Genomic DNA, 17,130 nt, shown 5'->3' with positions numbered 1-17,130 from the left:
CGGACCCCCTGCTCAGCCCGTGGCGAGCAGGGTCTTCACATCCGCCACCATCGGCGCGACGCCGGCTCCGTAGCGGGCATACAGCCGCAGCCGGCCGGCCGGGTCGTAGACATAGCTCGCGGCCGAGTGGTCCATCGAATAGCTGGTCGGCGTCGAGCCATCCACCTTCTTGTAATAGAACTTGAAGTCCTTCGACAGCGCGGCGAGTTCCGCCGGCGTCGGGATGAGCGCCACGATGCTTGGATCGAAGGCCTGGGTATAGGCCTTCATGACCGCCGGCGTGTCGCGTTCCGGATCGACCGTGACGAACACGACCTGCAGGCGATCGCCATCCGCGCCGAGCTGCTGCTTGACCTGCGCCATCTCGGTCATGGTGGTCGGGCAGACGTCCGGGCACTGCGCATAGCCGAAGAACAGCACCACCACCTTGCCCTTGAAATCCGCCAGCGTGCGGCGACGGCCGTCGGCATCGGTCAGGGCGAAGTCCTTGGCGTAGTCGGCACCGGTCAGGTCGACGGCATTGAAGGTCTGTTTGGGCGCGGATTCGGAACAGCCGGCGATGCCGGCGCCGACCAGCGCGAACGCACTCGCCCGTCCCGCCACCGAAGCGGCGATGCATTGGAGGAAACGACGCTTGTCCATGGGGGCCATGATGGGGATCCGGTCCGCGGGGATCGCGGAAAGAGTGGGATTCAGAACACGTAGTGATCGACCAGGAGCGCGGCGAACAGCACGCTCAGGTGGATCAACGAGAAGCGGAAGGTCCTGCGCGCCAGGGCATCGGAATAGTTCCGCCACAGCGCGAAGGCATAGCCGCAGAAGCCCAGGCTGACCGCCACGGCGACCGCGAGATACAGCCAGCCGCTCATGCCGTAGATGAACGGCAGGAGGCAGGCGGCCAGCAGGATGAAGGTGTAGAGCAGCACCTGCAGCCGCGTGAACTCGTTGCCGTGCGTGACCGGCAGCATCGGCAGGCCGGACTTGCGATAGTCCTCCACGCGATAGAGGGCCAGGGCCCAGAAGTGCGGCGGCGTCCACAGGAAGATGATGAGAAACAGGATCAGCGCCTCCGGGCCGACGTCGCCCGTCATGGCGGCCCAGCCGAGCACCGGTGGCATGGCGCCCGAGGCGCCGCCGATCACGATGTTCTGCGGCGTGAGCGGCTTCAGGATGACGGTGTAGACCACCGCATAACCGACGAAGGTGGCGAAGGTCAGCCACATGGTCAGCGGGTTGACGCTGAACCACAGCAATGCCGAGCCCGCCGCGCACAGCAGCGCCGAGAACAGCAGCGCCTGGGTATCGCTCAGTTCGCCGCGCGCGGTGGGCCGCCAGGCCGTGCGCTTCATGCGGGAGTCGATGCCCTTCTCGACCAGGCAATTGAAGGCCGCCGCCGCGCCCGCCACCAGCCAGATGCCGATGCAGGCGAGCAGCGCGCGCTGCAGGTCGGCCCCGCTCGGCACGCCGGGCACGGCCAGCACCATGCCGATCAGGGCGCAGAAGACGATCAGCTGGACCACGCGCGGCTTGGTCAGCGCATAGAACTGCCTCACCACGTCGGCGAGGGAGGCGCTCTGTGGCGCGGGAGTCGGCACGGGCCGGTTCATGGCGTGGCGGCTCCCGTCGTCGCGCCGGTGCGATCGGCCGATGGCCGCGCGGCCGTCGTGGGCACCGGCGCGGCCACCGCGCTCGAGGCCCGCCGGCTCTCGCACAGGGTCCAGGTCAGCACCACGGCCAGGGCGGCGGCACCGCCCGTGTGCAGCACGGCCGCCGCCAGGGGCCAGCCCAGCAGCACGTTGCCCAGGCCGGTGGCGAGTTGCAGCAGCGCCAGGCCGCCGAGCCAGCGGGCCTGGCCGCGCAGGGCCGGGACGTCGCGGTGCAGTCGCCAGCCGAGCAGTCCCAGCGCCAGGAACACCGCATAGGCCATCAGCCGGTGGACGTAGTGGATCGCCGTCAGCGCCGAGAAGTCGATCGGCGCGCCCGCCGCGTCGACACCGAGCTCGCGCCAGACCTGGAAGCCCTGGGCGAAGTTCATGGCGGGCCACCAGCTGCCCTGGCAGGTCGGGAATTCGGTGCAGGCCAGCACCGCGTAGTTGGTGCTGACCCAACCGCCCAGGGCGATCTGCACCGCCAGCAGGACCGTCGTGCCGACGAGCAGCAGCCGCAGGGGCGCGGCGAGCGCCACGGGGCGACGGCCGACCGCCGCCTGCTGGTAGCGCACGGCCTGGATACACAGCAGTGCCAGCAGCACGATGGCTCCCAGCAGGTGCAAGGTGACGATGGCGGGAAACAGCTTGAGGGTGACGGTCAGGGCGCCGAAGGCACCCTGCAGGCAGACCCAGGCCAGCGTCGCCATCGGCCACCAGGCGCTGAGCGCGGCCGACGACGCCGACGCATCGGCTCCCGCACCCGCCCGCGAAGGCTGGCGACGCTGCCGCCGGCGCACGATCCACGTCGCCACGGCCAGGGTCAGGATCAGCACGCCGACCCCGGTCGCGAGATAGCGGTGGACCATCTCGACCCAGGCCTTGCCATGCGTGACCGGTCCGGTCGGCTGGGCCGATTGCGCCATCGCGATCTCGTGGCGCGCGCCCAGCGGGCTCGCGTTGCCATAGCAGCCCGGCCAGTCGGGGCAACCCAATCCCGAATCGGTCAGGCGGGTGAAGGCGCCGAAGAGCGTCAGGTCGAAGGTCAAAAACAGCGTGAGCACCGTCAGCGCATGCAGGCGCCGCGCGGCGCCTGCGCCGGCATGGCGGCGCCACACCCACACGAGCGGCCCGAGCGCGAGCAGGATGCCCACGGCCATCAGCCAGGCGATGGGCGTGAGGTCGTAGAGGGAGGTGTGGTCCATGGGGGGCGTCGGATCGGGAAGAGCGTGGGGCGTCGGTGGCGTCCGGTCGTCAGCGACCGGGTTCGTCCCACGAGGAGGAGGCGCGCAGCAGGCGCTCCAGATCGCGCTTGGCGCGACCGGCGCCCTCGGCGTCCATGCGGGCCGGGAACCGCATCATCCAGTTGCCCTGCGGATCGACGACGAAGAAGTGCTCGGCCAGCACATGGCCGGCGACGGGCGCGAGCCATTCGGTCAGGCGCGCGGCCGGCACGCGCAGCACGGTCGCGCCATGCAGGCCGTTGTCGAGCCGGGCCGGGATCGGCGCGTCGTCGCTCACCAGCCAGACGCGGTCCAGGCGATCCTTCTCGCGCCCGAGGCTCTCGCGCAGCTGGCGCTGCAGGTAGAGCTGGCGTTCGCACAGCGCGTCGCAGGCCGCGTCGGCGACCGCCACCAGCAGCCATTGGCCCTGCAGCGAGCCCAGGGGCACGGCACGGCCGTCCGGGGTCGTCGCGCTCAGCGCGGGCACGGGACGCTGCGGGTCGATCAGCTCGCCATAGACGCGCCGCCCTTCCGGACGGATCACGTAGTAGGTGAAATAGGAGGCGATCACCGGCGCCGCGCAGCACAGCAGCACGACGATCATCTTCCAGCGTCCCAGGCGCGTGCGCCGGACGTCCTGGCCATCGAGCGCATGCCGCGGCGAGGGCAGCGAATGCACCGTCAGGTCGAGCGGCTCGTCGGCTTCAGCCACGACGCTGCCGGCGCGATCTGCGCCACGGGGCGATGAGTTGGAACCAGACATAGAGGAGGACGACGAGACCGGCCAGGCCAAACCACTGGAACGCATAGCCATGGTGCTTCTCGACCCCGAGGGCCGGTGCCGGCCAGTCGCGCAGCAGGCCTTCCGAAGCTGCGCCGGCCTGCTGCAGGGTGAGGTCGGTGCGCAATGGCAGCCGGGTTTCGGCACGGTATGCGGAGAGGTCCAGATTCTGCCGGATGGGCGAAGACCCCACGGCACGGTCCCGGGCGGCGGTGATGGCCGCCGCGGCGGCCGCGTTGCGCGCCGCGGACGACAGCGGCGCCGCGCCCTTGCCGGTGGCGGCATCGGTGGCGTTGCCGGTCGCCTCCGGCGCGACATCGGTCGCCGCGCCTTCGCCCGGCCCGGGTCTGTTCGCCGTCTCGGCCGCATCGCCGACCGGAGGCACCGTGCGCAGCGGCGTGACCGAGGCGACCGGCGCCGCCGGCACGACGATGACCGACTCGGCGGCGCTGGCCGCATCGGACGGCGCCATCGTCGCCACCACGCTCGCGACCGCGTCGGAGGCCGCGTTCGCGGCGGCCGCGGCCCAGGCCTCGGGCGACGAGGCGTCGGACGCCGTGGGCCATGGCGCCGGCGCCGGCGTCTGCGCCCTGCCCAGGTCGAGCAGCCGTCCCGGCGGGGGCGCCACGAGCGCGGTGATCTCGACCAGTCCACTCGGAGTCTCGACCGGCGCCAGTTGGGTGCGATCGTTGAAATTGCGCGGGATCCAGCCCCGCTGCACCAGCACGGTCCGCTCGCTGCCTTCGAGGGCGAACGGGGTGAGCACATAGAACCCGGTCAGGCCGTGCATCTGCCGGTTGTCGAGATACACCGTCTGCGGTGCCAGCCACAGCCCGCGCAGGCGCACCGGCCGGTGCAGCACCGATGCCGGATCGCCGAGCGCCAGGAACTCGTCCTGGTCGAGCGGTGGCCGCAGCTTCTGCGCCTCGATCTCGGCCTGCAGGGCGATCTTCTGCGCCGCGCGCGAGAGCTGCCAGCGTCCGAGCGACACCGTGGCGGCCAGCGTCAGCGCGGTGGCCAGCGTGACCAGGGCGAAGCGCAGCGGGCGCCATTTCCGGGGCGCCGGAGCCGTCCGTCCGGCGCGCGGCGGCGGCGGCGGTGGCACGGCGCCAGGACGCGCGGCGGCATCCGCGGAGGCGATGGGGGGAGTCGATGCGGCGGCGGCCGCCATCGGTGCGGAGGTCGTGGTCGCCGACGACGCCGACGCCACCGGCATGCCTGCGGTCGATGGCAAGGGCGATGGCGACGAGAGCGCGGGCATCATGGCCGGCTCGGGACGGTCGGCTGCGGCCTCCGGACGGAGATGGAGCGGGGGCGGCGACCACTGCTGCGGCGCTCGCGCTGGCGACGGCGAAGGCGCGCGCGGTCGCGCATTCAACGGCGCGGGCGCGGGCTCCGACCGATAATCCGGCGCATGAAATACCTCATCGCGGCGGCTTTCATCGGCATCCTGGGCAGCCTCGGCTGGGCGCTCGTCTCGATGCTGCGCGGCGGGCGCGACGGACGCGCCAGGAGCGGCAGCATGGCGCGCGCGCTCACGGTCCGCATCGGGCTGTCGGTGCTGCTGTTCGTCTGCCTGCTGGCGGCGTGGAAGCTGGGCTACATCCAGCCGGGCGGGCTCCCCATCGGCAAGTAGGTCGTGCTCGTTCCAGGTCCAGAACGACGCACCGACGCCCCGCCCCCGCCCTGGGAACCATGAAAAAAGCGCCTTGCGGCGCTTTCCATTCGTGCCGGAGTGGTCGTTCAAAGCCAGTACACCATCACGTAGAGGCCCAGCCACACGACGTCGACGAAGTGCCAGTACCAGGCCGCGCCCTCGAAGCCGAAATGGCGCTCGGGCGTGAAATGACCGCGCTGCAGGCGCAGCGTGATGAACAGCAGCATCAGCATGCCGATGAACACATGCAGGCCGTGGAAGCCGGTCAGCATGAAGAAGGTCGAGCCATAGGTGCCGGAGGTCAGCTTCAGGTTGAGCTCGGTGTAGAGGTGGTAGTACTCGTAGCCCTGGACGCCCAGGAAGACGATGCCCAGCAGCACGGTGAGCCACATGAAGCGCACGCACTGGGCGCGATGGTCGGCGCGCAGCGCATGGTGGGCGATGGTCAGCGTCACGCCGGAGGTCAGCAGCAATGCCGTGTTGATGGTGGGCAGCCAGAACGGCCCCACGGTCTGGAACGGCTCGACGATGTCGGCCGGCGAACCGGTCACGCCGGCCGCCATGCTGGGCCAGACGGCCTTGAAGTCGGGCCACAGCAGGGCGTTGTCCAGGCTCCCGAGCGCCGGCAGCGCATGGACGCGTGCCCACCACAGCGCGGTGAAGAAGGCGCCGAAGAACATCACCTCGGAGAAGATGAACCAGCTCATGCTCCAGCGATAGGAGAGATCGATGCGATGGCTGTACTGGCCGCCCTCGCTCTCGCCGACCGCGTCGCGGAACCACTGGTAGAGCACGCCCCACCACCACAGCAAACCGAATGCGAGCGAGTACGCGCCCCAGTGCTGGCCGTTGATCCACTGCCCCGCACCCAGGATCACGAAGAACAGGCCGATCGACGCCATGATCGGATGGCGCGACGGCCCGGGCACGAAATAGTAGGGCGTGGTGCCGTGCGTGGTTGAACTCATATCAGCTCCTGCTTTCTGCTCTCGATTCGAATGTTCTTTTTCATGCGACGCGGCGGCGGCTCAGCTCGCCACCACGTGCCTGACCAGCACGATCAGCGCGACGACGAACACGATCACCGCCACCAGCCCCACGGCCACGATGTGCAGCGGCGTGAGCCGTGCGATGTCCTCCTGATAGGCGCTGTTCTTGCGCACCCCGAAGAAGCCCCAGGCCACCGCCTTCACGGTGCGCCAGAGACTGCCCCGGCCGCCACGTGCCGTGTCTTCGCCACCCCCGGTGCTCATGAACGAGGCTCCACGGCCGGCACCAGGGCACCCGCCGATGCGGTCGGCGCGGCGGGCGTCTTGCCGCCCACCTCGAAGAAGGTGTAGGACAGGGTGATGGTCTTCACGTCCTTCGAGATCTTGGGGTCGATCACGAAGGCCACCGGCCATTCCTTCTTCTCGCCCGCCTCCAGGGTGTACTGGCTGAAGCAGAAGCACTCGAGCTTGTTGAAGTACGGCGCCGCCTGGGCGGGCGCGTAGCTCGGGATGGCCTGGGCGGCCATGCGCCGGTTCTGCACGTTCTGGAATTCGTACATGACCGATTTCAGCTCGCCCGGATGGACCTCGATGGAGCGCTGCGCCGGCTTGAAGTCCCAAGGGCCGCGCACGTTGGCGTCGAACTCGACCGTGATGGTGCGGCTCATGTCGACCTGCGAGTTCTCGGGCACGCGGACCTGCGCGCCGGCCGCGCCATTGCCCGGTACCTGGCGCTCGGTCAGCGACAGGATGTTGATGCCGGTCATCTCGCAGATGTGGCGATAGACCGGGATCAGCACGTAGCCGAAGGCGAACATGCCGCACGCCACCACGGCGAGCTTGCCCACCATGCGGAGGTTCTCGCGACGCAGTCGATGGCCGATGCTCATGGATTTCCTTGGGGATTCGTCCGGATGACGCGATCGCGACGATGTCCGGTCAGCGGCCGAACACCACCATGCGGACGAGGAAGCCGACGAAGAACAGGATGGCGATGGAGGCCAATGTCAGCCCCATGCGGCGGTTGTTCTTCTTCTGTTCGGGAGTCATGGGCTTTGGTGCCTGGGCGCGAGCGGACGGGGTACCGGCGCTCAGCCGATGATCTTGGAGGCCGAGGCGTCCAGGCGCGGCGGCGTCTCGAAGGTGTGGAACGGCGCCGGCGACGGCACTTCCCATTCCAGGCCCTCGGCGGCTTCCCACGGCTTCTGCGGTGCCTTCTCGCCCTTGCCCATCATGGCCGGAAGGACGACGAACAGGAAGAAGTAGACCTGGGCGAGGCCGAAGGCGAAGGCGCCGACGCTGGCCACCGCGTTGAAGTCGGCGAACTGCATCGGATAGTCGGCATAGCGGCGCGGCATGCCCGCCAGGCCCAGGAAGTGCATCGGGAAGAAGGTGACGTTGAAGGAGATCAGCGACCACCAGAAATGCAGCTTACCGCGCGCCTCGCTGTACATCACGCCGGTCCATTTCGGCAGCCAGTAGTAAACGCCGGCGAACATGGCGTAGAGCGAGCCGGCCACCAGCACGTAGTGGAAGTGCGCCACCACGTAGTAGGTGTCCTGCAGCTGGATGTCGATCGGCGCGACGGCCAGGATCAGACCGGTGAAGCCACCCATCGTGAAGACGAAGATGAAGCCGACGGCGAACAGCATCGGGGTCTCGAAGGTCATCGAGCCCTGCCACATGGTGGCGATCCAGTTGAAGATCTTCACGGCCGTGGGTACGGCGATCAGCATCGTCGCGTACATGAAGAACAGCTGGCCCGTGACCGGCATGCCGGTCGTGAACATGTGGTGCGCCCAGACGATGAACGACAGGATCGCGATCGACGAGGTGGCATACACCATCGAGGCATAGCCGAACAGCTTCTTGCGCGAGAACGCCGGCACGATCTGGCTGATGATGCCGAAGGCCGGCAGGATCATGATGTAGACCTCGGGATGGCCGAAGAACCAGAAGATGTGCTGGTACATCACCGGATCCCCGCCACCGGCGGGATTGAAGAAGCTGGTGCCGAAGTGGCGGTCGGTCAGCGTCATCGTGATGGCGCCGGCGAGCACCGGCATGACGGCGATCAGCAGGTAGGCCGTGATCAGCCAGGTCCAGCAGAACATCGGCATCTTCATGAGCGTCATGCCGGGCGCGCGCATGTTCAGGATCGTGACGATGATGTTGATCGAGCCCATGATCGACGAGGCGCCCAGGAGGTGCATCGCGAAGATGCCGGCATCCATCGACGGACCCATCTGCAGCGTGAGCGGCGCATAGAGCGTCCAGCCGGCCGCCGGCGCGCCACCGGGCATGAAGAAGCTCGACACCAGCATCAGCGCGGCCGGGATCATCAGCCAGAAGCTGAAGTTGTTCATGCGCGCGAACGCCATGTCCGAAGCGCCGATCTGCAGCGGGATCATCCAGTTCGCGAAGCCCACGAAGGCCGGCATGATGGCGCCGAACACCATGATCAGCCCGTGCATGGTGGTGAACTGGTTGAAGAGTTCGGGGTTGACCAGCTGCAGGCCCGGCTGGAACAGCTCGGCCCGGATCAGCAGCGCCAGCACGCCGCCCACCATCAGCATCGTGAAGCTGAACAGCAGGTAGAGCGTCCCGATGTCCTTGTGGTTGGTCGCGAACAGCCAGCGGCGCCAGCCGGTGGGCGCGTCGTGGTGCTCGTCGTGGGCGTGGTGATCGCCGTGGGCGTGGCCATGGGGGTCGAGGACTGCGCTCATGTCTTGGTTCCTTGGATGTCTCGGGGCGTCGCGGACGTCAGGGCGCCGCTCAGAGCTTGGCCCGCTCGGCCTTGACCTCGGCCGGCTGCACCAGTTGGCCGGTCTTGTTCGACCAGCTGTTCTTGGTGAAGCTGATCACCGCGGCCAGGTCGGTGTCGCTCAGCTGCTTCCAGGCCGGCATGGCACCATTGTTCTGGCCCCGCAGCAGCACGTTGATCTGGTCGGTGTGGTCGGGATCGAGCACCTTGGGCGAGCCATCGAGCGGCTTGATCGGACCGGCGCCCTTGCCGTTGGCCTGGTGGCAGGCCGCGCAGTTGGCGGCATAGACCTTCTCGCCGCGCGCCATGATCTCGGGCAGGGCCCAGACCTTGTTCGGATCGTCGAGCTTGGCGGCGGCTTCCTTGCGCTTGGTGTCGACCCAGGCGGTGTAGTCGGCCGCCGAGACCACCTTCACGTGGATCGGCATGTACGCATGCTCCTTGCCGCAGAGCTCCTGGCACTGGCCGTAGTAGTCGCCGATCTTCTCGGCGCGGAACCAGGTGTCGCGCACGAAGCCGGGGATCGCGTCCTGCTTGATGCCGAACTGCGGCACCGCGAAGGCGTGGATGACGTCGTTGGCGGTGGTGATGACCCGGATCTTCTTGTCGACCGGCACCACGAACGGGTTGTCGACCTTGAACAGGTAGTCGACCGGGATCTCGCCCTTGGCCCCGGCGTCGGACATCGCGCGGTGCGAGCTGTCGAGCGTCGAGATGAAGCCCAGGCCCTCGCCCTCGCCCTTGATGTAGTCGTAGCCCCACTTCCACTGGTAGCCGGTGACCTTGACCGTGAGGTCGGCATTGGTGGTGTCCTTCTGCGCGACCAGGACCTTGGTGGCCGGCAGCGCCATCAGGATGACGATGACGAAGGGCACGATGGTCCAGATCACCTCGACCACCACCGACTCGTGGAAATTGGCGGCCTTGTGGCCCACCGACTTGCGGTGCTTCCAGATGGAATAGAACATCACCGCGAACACGGCGATGAAGATCACGGTGCACAGGACCATCATGATCGTGTGCAGCAGATGCTGCTCCTGCGCGATCTTGGTGACACCCGTGGGCAGGTTGAGCTGGCGCACCATCGGGCCGCCGGGCAGATCCTCGACCGCATGGGCGATGCCGCCGAACGTCGCGCCGGCCGTCAGCAGGAGATGGGCGGGTCTGAACTTGTTGCGCCAAATGCTCTTCATCGTGTTCATCACTTCTTCATTTGTCCGTTGTACCCATCCGCCCGCGGCCACCGACGACGTCCGCATGCGCCCGCCCGCTCAGGCACCACGCAGCGCCATGCGGATCTCCCGCGCCAGCGCCGCCCGCAATTCGGGACGCACATAACGCCCCACCTTGACCGAACGACCCTGGCCCGACACCTCGATCAGCGAGCGGTCGCTGGCCTCCGGCTCGACCCGCACGTGGTCCGGCAGGAATTCGACGCGCTCGCGATGTCCACCATTCTCCAGTTCCACCACCAGCCGGCCGGCCTGGAGCTCGATCCGCTCGCCATCCGTCGCATGCCGCGCATACATCAGGAACGCCACGCCGACCGCCAGCAGTTCGAGCCACGCGAACGGCAGCACCATCGTCGCGCCGCAGAGCCAGAAGGCCACACCGATGCCGAGCGACACGAAGCACAGCGAGGCGTACAACCAGCCGAGCTGGGACGGCGTCACCGAGCAGTTGCGCTTCAGCAGCCAGTGGGTGTCCTGGCCGGAAACGGTGGCAAAACGAAACACGGAATTCGACACGGGCGAGTTCGGCAGATCGGTTCGTCGACAGCCGCCGAACCCTCATCCGACGGACGTCGATCGCGGGGAAATTCCCGGGAGTTGGCGCAGCCGCGGATTGTAGCGGTTCACCTTTCAAAAGCGAGGCGCTTCAGGGACGCCCGCGCTGCAGCATCTCGCGCATCTGGCGCAGCGAGACGGCGCTTTCGCCGGACAACGCGATGCGCGGCGGCGGCTTGAAGGCATGGCCGTAGACGACCTCGAAGGTCAGGGCGATGCGGCCATCGTTGCGCCCGGGAACGGCCAGCGAGGCCAGCGCCTCCAGCAGCGTGGCGCGCCAGCGTCGTCCGCGCGGCGCGTCGAAACGCCGGGGATGCAGGTTGCGGCCGAGCCCGCGCAGTTCCGCCAGCGCCGCCTCGGGCGTGGCCCAGGTCAGCACGATGCGCTCCATGTCCATGATCGGCTCGGCGAAGCCCGCGCCGACGAGCATGTCGCCCCAGTCGTGCATGTCGGTGAACTGGTGGCCCGGCGGCGGCCAGCCCAGCTGCTCGTAGAGCCCGCGCAACTCCTGCACGGTGTCGGGGCCCAGGCAGGAGAACATCAGGAAGCCGTGGGTCGCCAGCCGCTCGTGCCACGTCGCGATCAGCGACTGCGGGTCGCCGGCCATGTGAAGCGCCATGTTGGCCCACAGCAGGTCGACGCCGGCTTCCGGCGGCGCCTCGAAGCGCGCCTGTCCGCCCTGCCAGCGCCGCGCGGTCCACCAGGGCACGGCCAATGCGCGCGCCGTGCGCGCCGCCAGTGCCGCATCCGGTTCGATCACGAACGCCGGCGCCTCGCGATAGCGCCGGGCGACGCGCTCGTGCGCCTGCAGGCCGCCGCGCAATGGCGACCAGTCGGCCCAGCTGGCCGGCTTCATGGTGATCCACTGGAGGCGCTCCTCCATGCGGCGGCCGATCTCCTCGTGCAGCCACGGCGAACCCTCGTCGGCGGCGGGTGACAGGCGCGCCCAGCGGGCGGCGGCCACGGGATCGATGGTGGGTGGACGCTGGGAGGATTCGGCAGGCATGGAGCCACTCAGTATATTGAGCGATGCACTTCCTTCGGGCGCTACGCCCTTTCCCCGCGTCCCTGCTGCGCGCGTCGCCGTGGTCGGCCCTGGGCGCCATGCTGGGTGCCCGCATCCCCAGCCAGTGCGCGATCTGTCGCGCCTGGCCGTCGCGGCCACTGTGCGATCCGTGCGTCGCGCGTTTCGCGGCGCCCGTGGCGCGCTGCCCGACCTGCGCGATCCCGGTGCCCACGGGGGTCGAGCGCTGCAGCGACTGCGTCCGCCAGCCGCCGCCGCTGGATGCCTGCATCGCCGCCTGCGCCTATGCCTGGCCGTGGCCTCAGCCCATCGGCCACTTCAAGTTCCAGGGCGAGACCGGATGGGCGGGCGCCTTCGCGCAGCTCATGCGCAGCGCGCCATGGAGCGCGCCGGCGCTCGAACGCTGCGACCTGGTGCTGCCGATGCCGCTCGCGCCGGCACGCCTGCGCGAGCGTGGTTTCAACCAGTCGCTCGAGCTCGCGCGTCGCCTGGCGCCGGACAAGACCGATCCCGGGCTGCTGCTGCGCGTGCGCGACACGCCCGCGCAGCGCGGTCTCGCGCGCGCCGAACGGTTGCTCAACCTGCGCGGCGCCTTCGCCGTCGAGCCGCTGCGCGCGGCGGCGGTGCGGGGTCGTCGCATCGTGCTGGTGGACGACGTCATGACCAGCGGGGCGTCGCTGTTCGCGGCGGCGCGGGTCCTGCGTGCCGCCGGCGCGGCACATCTCACGGGCCTGGTGCTGGCACGGACCGATGCCTCGTCCTGAGGCCGGCGCTCCTCGCGCCGCTATCCTCCGACGCTCCCGCCACGCCGCCCTGCCATCGGGCCGCGTCGTCCGGCCCCTCCTCCGTCCGCCGCCGAAATCACCGCGCATGTTCCACATCGTCCTCGTCGAACCCGAAATCCCACCCAACACCGGCAACGTGATCCGGCTGGCCGCCAACACCGGCTGCACGCTGCACCTGGTCGAGCCCCTGGGCTTCTCGATGGACGACCGCCTCCTGCGCCGCGCCGGCCTCGACTACCACGAATATGCCGAGGTGCGCCGCCATGCCGACTGGGACGCCCTGCTCGCCACCGAGCGACCGGCGCCCGGGCGGATGTTCGCGCTCACCACGCGGGGCACCCGCGCCGTGCACGACACGGTCTTCGCGCCCGGTGACTGGCTGGTCTTCGGTTCGGAGACGCGGGGCCTGGCAGCCGAACTGCGCGAACGCTTTCCCGCGCAGCAGCGGCTGCGCCTGCCGATGCGCGCCCACCAGCGCAGCCTGAATCTCTCCAATGCCGTCGCCGTGACCGTGTTCGAGGCCTGGCGCCAGCAGGGCTTCGCCTAGCCTCGATGCGCATCGGCCTCAGGGATAGCGGCGGACCACCGACTCGGCCACGCAGGCCGGCTTCGAGGCGCCCTCGAGCTCGATCGTCGTCTCCCAGGTCATCTGGTAGCCGGCACCGGCGATCGGCTCGGCCGCCAGCAGCTTCATGCGGGCGCGCAGCCGACTGCCCACCGGGACCGGCGACATGAAGCGCACCCGGTTGAGGCCGTAGTTGACGCCCATGCCGGACTGGACGATCTCCAGGGCCGATTCGAACAGGCGCGGCAGCAGCGACAAGGTCAGGAAACCATGCGCGATCGGCGCGCCGAACGGACCGGCCCTCGCGCGTTCGGGGTCGACGTGGATCCACTGGTGATCGCCGGTCGCCTCCGCGAACCGGTCCACCTGCGCCTGCGTGACGGTCAGCCAGTCGCTCGTGGCGACGTCCTCGCCGACATGTCGCGCGAGCTCCTCGAGAGTCTGGAAGGTCTTCTTCATGCGCCGCACTTTAGGCGGCGCGGCGCCGGCGCGATGTCCGTGGGGCGACACGGACATCCGGTCCAGCGCGCATCCGTGACCACGCGATGCACGATGCGCCGCGGGCGTGGGTGCGCTATGTTCCACGCATGACTCCATCGTCCCCGGATGCGCCGACCGGCCGCCACATCCACATCTACCTCATCGCGGCCCATCCGCGCTGGCGCGACTCGCGCGTCAACCGCCAGCTGCTGACCACCGTGCGCGAGGCGGCGGCCGACGCCATGGGAGCGGTGACGATCGACATCAACGATCTCTATGCCAGCTATCCCGACTACACCATCGACACCGAGCGCGAGCGCGAGCGGCTCGAGCGCGCCGACCTGCTGGTGCTGATGCATCCGATCCACTGGTATTCGATGCCGCCGCTGCAGAAGCTGTGGCTCGACGAGGTGCTGCGCTATGGCTGGGCCTATGGTCCGGAGGGCACGGCCCTGCGTGGCAAGGACGTCTGGCTGGTGGCCTCCACCGGCGGTCCCGAGGACAGCTACAGCCCGCAGGGCTACAACCGCTACTTCTTCGATGCCTTCCTGCCGCCCTACGAACAGATGGCGGCGCTGTGCGGCATGCGCTTCCTGCCGCCGCTGGTGATGCATGGCGCCAACCGCGTCGCCACCGCCGAGCTGCAGGCGCACGCCGACATCCTGGTGCAGCGCCTGCGGACCTATCCCGACTGGCCCGAGATGGCCGATCTCGACGCCTGTCCGACCTGCACCGTCCCGTCGCGCGACCGCCCCGAACGCACCGACCGCACCGCCTGAGACCGAACGCCATGGAACACGCTCCCGCCTGGCTCACCGCCAGTCTCATCTATCTGGGCGCCGCCGTGCTGGTGGTGCCGCTGTCCAAGGCCCTCGGCCTGGGCTCGATCATCGGCTACCTGGCCGCCGGCATCGCCATCGGGCCCTGGGGCCTGGGGCTGGTCTCCAGCGTCGAGCAGGTGCTGCACTTCGCCGAGTTCGGCGTCGTGCTGATGCTGTTCCTGGTCGGGCTCGAACTGGAGCCGGCACGGCTGTGGAACCTGCGCCGACCGATCTTCGGCTGGGGCTCGGCGCAGGTGCTGGGCTGCGCGGTCGTGCTGTTCGCGGTCGGATATCTGGCCGGGGCCGACTGGCGCGTCGCGCTGGTGGCGGCGCTGGGACTGGCGCTGTCGTCCACCGCCATCGCGCTGCAGGTCTTCGCCGAGCGCAACCTGATGGCCACGCCCAGCGGCCAGGCCGGCTTCTCGATCCTGCTGTTCCAGGACGTGGCGGCGATCCCGATCCTGGCGCTGCTGCCCCTGCTGGCGGTCGCCGGCGTCGATGCGCACGAGCCGGTGGCCGGTGCCGCGCGCGCCTGGCAGGCGGCCAGGATCGTCGGCGTGATCGCGGGCATCGTGCTGGGCGGGCGGCTGCTGCTGCGGCCGCTGCTGCGCTGGATCGCGCGCAGCGACACGCCCGAGATCTTCACCGCCACCGCGCTGCTGCTGGTGGTGGCCATCGCGGCGCTGATGCAGTTCGTCGGGCTGTCGATGGCGCTGGGCGCCTTCCTGGCGGGCGTGCTGCTGGCCGAGAGCGAATACCGGCGCGAACTGGAAACCGACATCGAGCCGTTCAAGGGCCTGCTGCTGGGCCTGTTCTTCATTGCCGTGGGCATGAGCATCGACTTCGGCGTTCTGATGGCTCATCCGGGCCTGATGGCGCTGGTGGTCGTCGGCTTCCTGGCGCTCAAGTTCGTCGTCATCTACGCCCTGGGCAAGGCGATGGGCGTGCCCTACCAGCAACGTCCGGTGTTCACGCTGCTGCTGGCCCAGGGCGGCGAGTTCGCCTTCGTGGTGTTCCAGGCCGCCGGGCCCGACGTGCTGCCACCGGCGACGGCGTCGTTCCTGATCGCGGCGGTGGCGCTGTCGATGCTGGTGTCGCCGCTTCTGCTGGTGGCGATCGACCGCTTCGTGCTGCCGCGCTACAGCCGCGGCGCGGCGCCGACGATGGCGGAGATCTCCGAACCGCAGGCGCCCAAGGTGCTGATCTGCGGCTTCGGCCGCTACGGGCAGATCGTCGGACGGCTGCTGTTCTCGCAGAGCATCGAGGTGACCGTGCTCGACCACGACCCCGACACCGTCGAGGGGCTGCGCGAGTTCGGCTTCCGCGTCTTCTACGGCGACGCCACCCGGCTGGACCTGCTGCGCACCGCGGGCGCCGCCACCGCGACGGCCATCGTGGTGGCGGTCGACGACATCGAGCAGTCGCTGGAGATCGTCGATCTCGCGCGCGCGCATTTCCCCCAGGCCCGCATCGTGGCGCGGGCCCGCAACGTCGGGCATCTCTATCAACTGCAGGACCGCGGCGTCGAGCACATCGAGCGCGAGCTGTTCGAGTCGTCGCTGCGCAGCGCGCGCTCGGTGCTCGAGGCGCTCGGCTGGCCGGCGCACGAGGCGCGCGAGTCGACGATGGTGTTCCGGCGCCGCAACCTGAAGCTGATGGCCGAGACCTATCCGCACTACAAGGATCGCGCCAAGCTCATCGCGGTGGCCAAGGAAGGACGCCAGCAGTTCGCCCGGCAGATGGCGCGCGAGCGCGAGGAGCGCCAGCGCCTGGCCGACAGCCACTGGGATCACGACGCCTGAACGCGGCTGGCCCGAAGCCCCCTCCCCCTGATCAGCGGGCCAGCAGGGCGTCGCCGACCAGCTTGATGCCGGTGAGCGCCATGCCGGCGTGGACGAAGCGATAGAACCAGACCGGATCGATGCGCCGCGCGATGCGGATGCCGACCCAGACCCCGATCGGCGCGAACGGCAGCAGCACCAGCGAGGTCGCCATGTTGCGCAGATCGAGCAGCCCGAGCCAGGCATAGGGAATCCACTTGCTCAGGTTGATGACGAAGAACAGGTAGGCCATGGTCGCCGTGAACACGATCGGCCGCAGCTTCAGCGGGATCAGGTAGGCGCTCACGGGCGGCCCGCCCGCGTGCGCGACGAAGCTGGTGAAGCCGCCGATCGCGGCCAGGACGCCACCGACCGAACGCGGCGGCGGCGCGGCTTCGGCGCGGGGCGGGAAGACCAGGCGCTGGGTCAGGAACAGCAGCGTGAGGGCGCCCACCAGGCCCGCGACCGTCCGGGGGTCGAGGACGCGGAACAGCAGCGCCCCGACGAGGGTGCCGACCAGGCCGCACGGGATCAGGACCTTCAGCAGGCGGACGTCGACGTCGCGGCGGAAGGCCGCGATGCCCAGCAGGTCCATCAGCAGCAGGGCCGGCATCAGCATGGCCGCGGCCTGCGGCACGGTGACGGTCAATGCCATCAGCGGCACGGCCAACGAGCCGAAACCGGCGCCGAAGCCACTCTTGCTGACCCCCAGCAACAGCACGGCGGGGACGGCTGCGGCGTAGAAATGCCAGTCGGTGACGATCGGAAGGATCAAAGCCGGGCGGTGG

20 protein-coding genes are annotated in these 17,130 nt (G+C 69.3%); 5 read left to right on the top strand and 15 right to left on the bottom strand.

The genetic code is table 11. From position 1 onward, the window contains the following. Positions 1–12: 12 nt before the first annotated feature. From AC1MLT_RS15780 to AC1MLT_RS15760, 5 genes are read right to left on the bottom strand one after another with little or no spacing between them, the layout of a single operon-like run. The gene (locus AC1MLT_RS15780; protein WP_481033135.1) at positions 13–642 is read right to left on the bottom strand and encodes an SCO family protein; all 630 of its coding nucleotides are present in this window, start codon (positions 640–642) and stop codon (positions 13–15) included. Between the two features lie 50 nt (positions 643–692). After that, the gene (gene cyoE / locus AC1MLT_RS15775; protein ID WP_481033134.1) at positions 693–1,607 is read right to left on the bottom strand and encodes a heme o synthase; all 915 of its coding nucleotides are present in this window, start codon (positions 1,605–1,607) and stop codon (positions 693–695) included. After that, on the bottom strand, positions 1,604–2,851 hold the full coding sequence (locus AC1MLT_RS15770; protein ID WP_481033133.1) for a COX15/CtaA family protein: 1,248 nt from the start codon (positions 2,849–2,851) through the stop codon (positions 1,604–1,606). Before AC1MLT_RS15770 ends, cyoE begins: the two co-directional genes overlap by 4 nt. Positions 2,852–2,900: 49 nt before the next feature. Continuing rightward, positions 2,901–3,632, bottom strand: a complete 732-nt coding sequence (locus tag AC1MLT_RS15765; protein ID WP_481033132.1) for a hypothetical protein — start codon at positions 3,630–3,632, stop codon at positions 2,901–2,903. Further along, positions 3,574–4,821, bottom strand: coding sequence for an SURF1 family protein (locus tag AC1MLT_RS15760; RefSeq protein ID WP_481035052.1), 1,248 nt, complete (start codon positions 4,819–4,821; stop codon positions 3,574–3,576). The genes AC1MLT_RS15765 and AC1MLT_RS15760 overlap by 59 nt, the downstream gene beginning before the upstream one ends. A 243-nt stretch (positions 4,822–5,064) precedes the next feature. Between AC1MLT_RS15760 and AC1MLT_RS15755 the strand changes: the two genes are divergently transcribed. Continuing rightward, positions 5,065–5,286 carry a twin transmembrane helix small protein gene (locus AC1MLT_RS15755; RefSeq protein ID WP_481033131.1) on the top strand — a complete coding sequence of 74 codons (222 nt, stop codon included), beginning with the start codon at positions 5,065–5,067 and terminating at the stop codon, positions 5,284–5,286. 107 nt (positions 5,287–5,393) lie between these two features. Here the strand turns inward: AC1MLT_RS15755 and AC1MLT_RS15750 are convergent, their stop codons facing one another. From AC1MLT_RS15750 to AC1MLT_RS15715, 8 genes are all read right to left on the bottom strand, one after another. After that, positions 5,394–6,275, bottom strand: coding sequence for a cytochrome c oxidase subunit 3 (locus AC1MLT_RS15750; RefSeq protein ID WP_481033130.1), 882 nt, complete (start codon positions 6,273–6,275; stop codon positions 5,394–5,396). Positions 6,276–6,335: 60 nt separating this feature from the next. Then, complete coding sequence (locus tag AC1MLT_RS15745) at positions 6,336–6,560, bottom strand: DUF2970 domain-containing protein (protein WP_481033129.1); 225 nt, start codon at positions 6,558–6,560, stop codon at positions 6,336–6,338. After that, the gene (locus tag AC1MLT_RS15740; RefSeq protein WP_481033128.1) at positions 6,557–7,186 is read right to left on the bottom strand and encodes a cytochrome c oxidase assembly protein; all 630 of its coding nucleotides are present in this window, start codon (positions 7,184–7,186) and stop codon (positions 6,557–6,559) included. Before AC1MLT_RS15740 ends, AC1MLT_RS15745 begins: the two co-directional genes overlap by 4 nt. 49 nt (positions 7,187–7,235) lie before the next feature. Beyond that, positions 7,236–7,346: a cytochrome oxidase small assembly protein gene (locus AC1MLT_RS15735; protein WP_429593643.1), complete on the bottom strand. Its 111-nt coding sequence runs from the start codon at positions 7,344–7,346 to the stop codon at positions 7,236–7,238. Between the two features lie 41 nt (positions 7,347–7,387). Further along, a complete protein-coding gene (gene ctaD, locus AC1MLT_RS15730) occupies positions 7,388–9,022 on the bottom strand; it encodes a cytochrome c oxidase subunit I (protein ID WP_481033127.1) in 1,635 nt (544 codons plus the stop codon). A 49-nt stretch (positions 9,023–9,071) separates the two neighbouring features. Beyond that, positions 9,072–10,253 (bottom strand): cytochrome c oxidase subunit II, encoded by a 1,182-nt coding sequence (gene coxB, locus AC1MLT_RS15725; protein ID WP_481033126.1) that lies wholly within the window; start codon positions 10,251–10,253, stop codon positions 9,072–9,074. A 78-nt stretch (positions 10,254–10,331) separates the two neighbouring features. Next, positions 10,332–10,808 carry a DUF2244 domain-containing protein gene (locus AC1MLT_RS15720; protein WP_481033125.1) on the bottom strand — a complete coding sequence of 159 codons (477 nt, stop codon included), beginning with the start codon at positions 10,806–10,808 and terminating at the stop codon, positions 10,332–10,334. A 130-nt stretch (positions 10,809–10,938) separates the two neighbouring features. After that, positions 10,939–11,853: a methyltransferase domain-containing protein gene (locus tag AC1MLT_RS15715; protein ID WP_481033124.1), complete on the bottom strand. Its 915-nt coding sequence runs from the start codon at positions 11,851–11,853 to the stop codon at positions 10,939–10,941. A 98-nt stretch (positions 11,854–11,951) separates the two neighbouring features. Between AC1MLT_RS15715 and AC1MLT_RS15710 the strand changes: the two genes are divergently transcribed. Further along, on the top strand, positions 11,952–12,635 hold the full coding sequence (locus tag AC1MLT_RS15710; RefSeq protein WP_481035051.1) for a ComF family protein: 684 nt from the start codon (positions 11,952–11,954) through the stop codon (positions 12,633–12,635). 106 nt (positions 12,636–12,741) lie between these two features. Then, on the top strand, positions 12,742–13,203 hold the full coding sequence (gene trmL, locus AC1MLT_RS15705; protein ID WP_481033123.1) for a tRNA (uridine(34)/cytosine(34)/5-carboxymethylaminomethyluridine(34)-2'-O)-methyltransferase TrmL: 462 nt from the start codon (positions 12,742–12,744) through the stop codon (positions 13,201–13,203). Between the two features lie 18 nt (positions 13,204–13,221). On the opposite strand, the gene AC1MLT_RS15700 is transcribed toward trmL, so the two are convergent. Next, positions 13,222–13,680: a MaoC family dehydratase gene (locus tag AC1MLT_RS15700; protein ID WP_481033122.1), complete on the bottom strand. Its 459-nt coding sequence runs from the start codon at positions 13,678–13,680 to the stop codon at positions 13,222–13,224. 128 nt (positions 13,681–13,808) lie between these two features. Between AC1MLT_RS15700 and kefF the strand changes: the two genes are divergently transcribed. Together kefF and kefC are read left to right on the top strand one after the other, a co-directional pair. Then, on the top strand, positions 13,809–14,480 hold the full coding sequence (kefF, locus tag AC1MLT_RS15695; RefSeq protein WP_481033121.1) for a glutathione-regulated potassium-efflux system oxidoreductase KefF: 672 nt from the start codon (positions 13,809–13,811) through the stop codon (positions 14,478–14,480). A gap of 11 nt (positions 14,481–14,491) precedes the next feature. Beyond that, positions 14,492–16,324, top strand: coding sequence for a glutathione-regulated potassium-efflux system protein KefC (kefC, locus tag AC1MLT_RS15690; RefSeq protein WP_481033120.1), 1,833 nt, complete (start codon positions 14,492–14,494; stop codon positions 16,322–16,324). Positions 16,325–16,355: 31 nt separating this feature from the next. Here kefC and AC1MLT_RS15685 read toward each other — a convergent pair whose 3' ends face one another. After that, complete coding sequence (locus tag AC1MLT_RS15685) at positions 16,356–17,117, bottom strand: sulfite exporter TauE/SafE family protein (protein ID WP_481033119.1); 762 nt, start codon at positions 17,115–17,117, stop codon at positions 16,356–16,358. Positions 17,118–17,130 lie beyond the last annotated feature (13 nt).

The organism is Variovorax sp. PEI5, assembly GCF_056679935.1.
This window is presented reverse-complemented; position numbering and strand designations above follow the sequence as displayed.

Coding starts and splice junctions, on each gene's coding strand:
- AC1MLT_RS15780 (WP_481033135.1), bottom strand. CDS start 642: ATGGACAAGCGTCGTTTCCTCCAATGCATCGCCGCTTCGGTGGCGGGA.
- cyoE (WP_481033134.1), bottom strand. CDS start 1,607: ATGAACCGGCCCGTGCCGACTCCCGCGCCACAGAGCGCCTCCCTCGCC.
- AC1MLT_RS15770 (WP_481033133.1), bottom strand. CDS start 2,851: ATGGACCACACCTCCCTCTACGACCTCACGCCCATCGCCTGGCTGATG.
- AC1MLT_RS15765 (WP_481033132.1), bottom strand. CDS start 3,632: ATGTCTGGTTCCAACTCATCGCCCCGTGGCGCAGATCGCGCCGGCAGC.
- AC1MLT_RS15760 (WP_481035052.1), bottom strand. CDS start 4,821: ATGGCGGCCGCCGCCGCATCGACTCCCCCCATCGCCTCCGCGGATGCC.
- AC1MLT_RS15755 (WP_481033131.1), top strand. CDS start 5,065: ATGAAATACCTCATCGCGGCGGCTTTCATCGGCATCCTGGGCAGCCTC.
- AC1MLT_RS15750 (WP_481033130.1), bottom strand. CDS start 6,275: ATGAGTTCAACCACGCACGGCACCACGCCCTACTATTTCGTGCCCGGG.
- AC1MLT_RS15745 (WP_481033129.1), bottom strand. CDS start 6,560: ATGAGCACCGGGGGTGGCGAAGACACGGCACGTGGCGGCCGGGGCAGT.
- AC1MLT_RS15740 (WP_481033128.1), bottom strand. CDS start 7,186: ATGAGCATCGGCCATCGACTGCGTCGCGAGAACCTCCGCATGGTGGGC.
- AC1MLT_RS15735 (WP_429593643.1), bottom strand. CDS start 7,346: ATGACTCCCGAACAGAAGAAGAACAACCGCCGCATGGGGCTGACATTG.
- ctaD (WP_481033127.1), bottom strand. CDS start 9,022: ATGAGCGCAGTCCTCGACCCCCATGGCCACGCCCACGGCGATCACCAC.
- coxB (WP_481033126.1), bottom strand. CDS start 10,253: ATGAAGAGCATTTGGCGCAACAAGTTCAGACCCGCCCATCTCCTGCTG.
- AC1MLT_RS15715 (WP_481033124.1), bottom strand. CDS start 11,853: ATGCCTGCCGAATCCTCCCAGCGTCCACCCACCATCGATCCCGTGGCC.
- AC1MLT_RS15710 (WP_481035051.1), top strand. CDS start 11,952: ATGCTGGGTGCCCGCATCCCCAGCCAGTGCGCGATCTGTCGCGCCTGG.
- trmL (WP_481033123.1), top strand. CDS start 12,742: ATGTTCCACATCGTCCTCGTCGAACCCGAAATCCCACCCAACACCGGC.
- AC1MLT_RS15700 (WP_481033122.1), bottom strand. CDS start 13,680: ATGAAGAAGACCTTCCAGACTCTCGAGGAGCTCGCGCGACATGTCGGC.
- kefF (WP_481033121.1), top strand. CDS start 13,809: ATGACTCCATCGTCCCCGGATGCGCCGACCGGCCGCCACATCCACATC.
- kefC (WP_481033120.1), top strand. CDS start 14,492: ATGGAACACGCTCCCGCCTGGCTCACCGCCAGTCTCATCTATCTGGGC.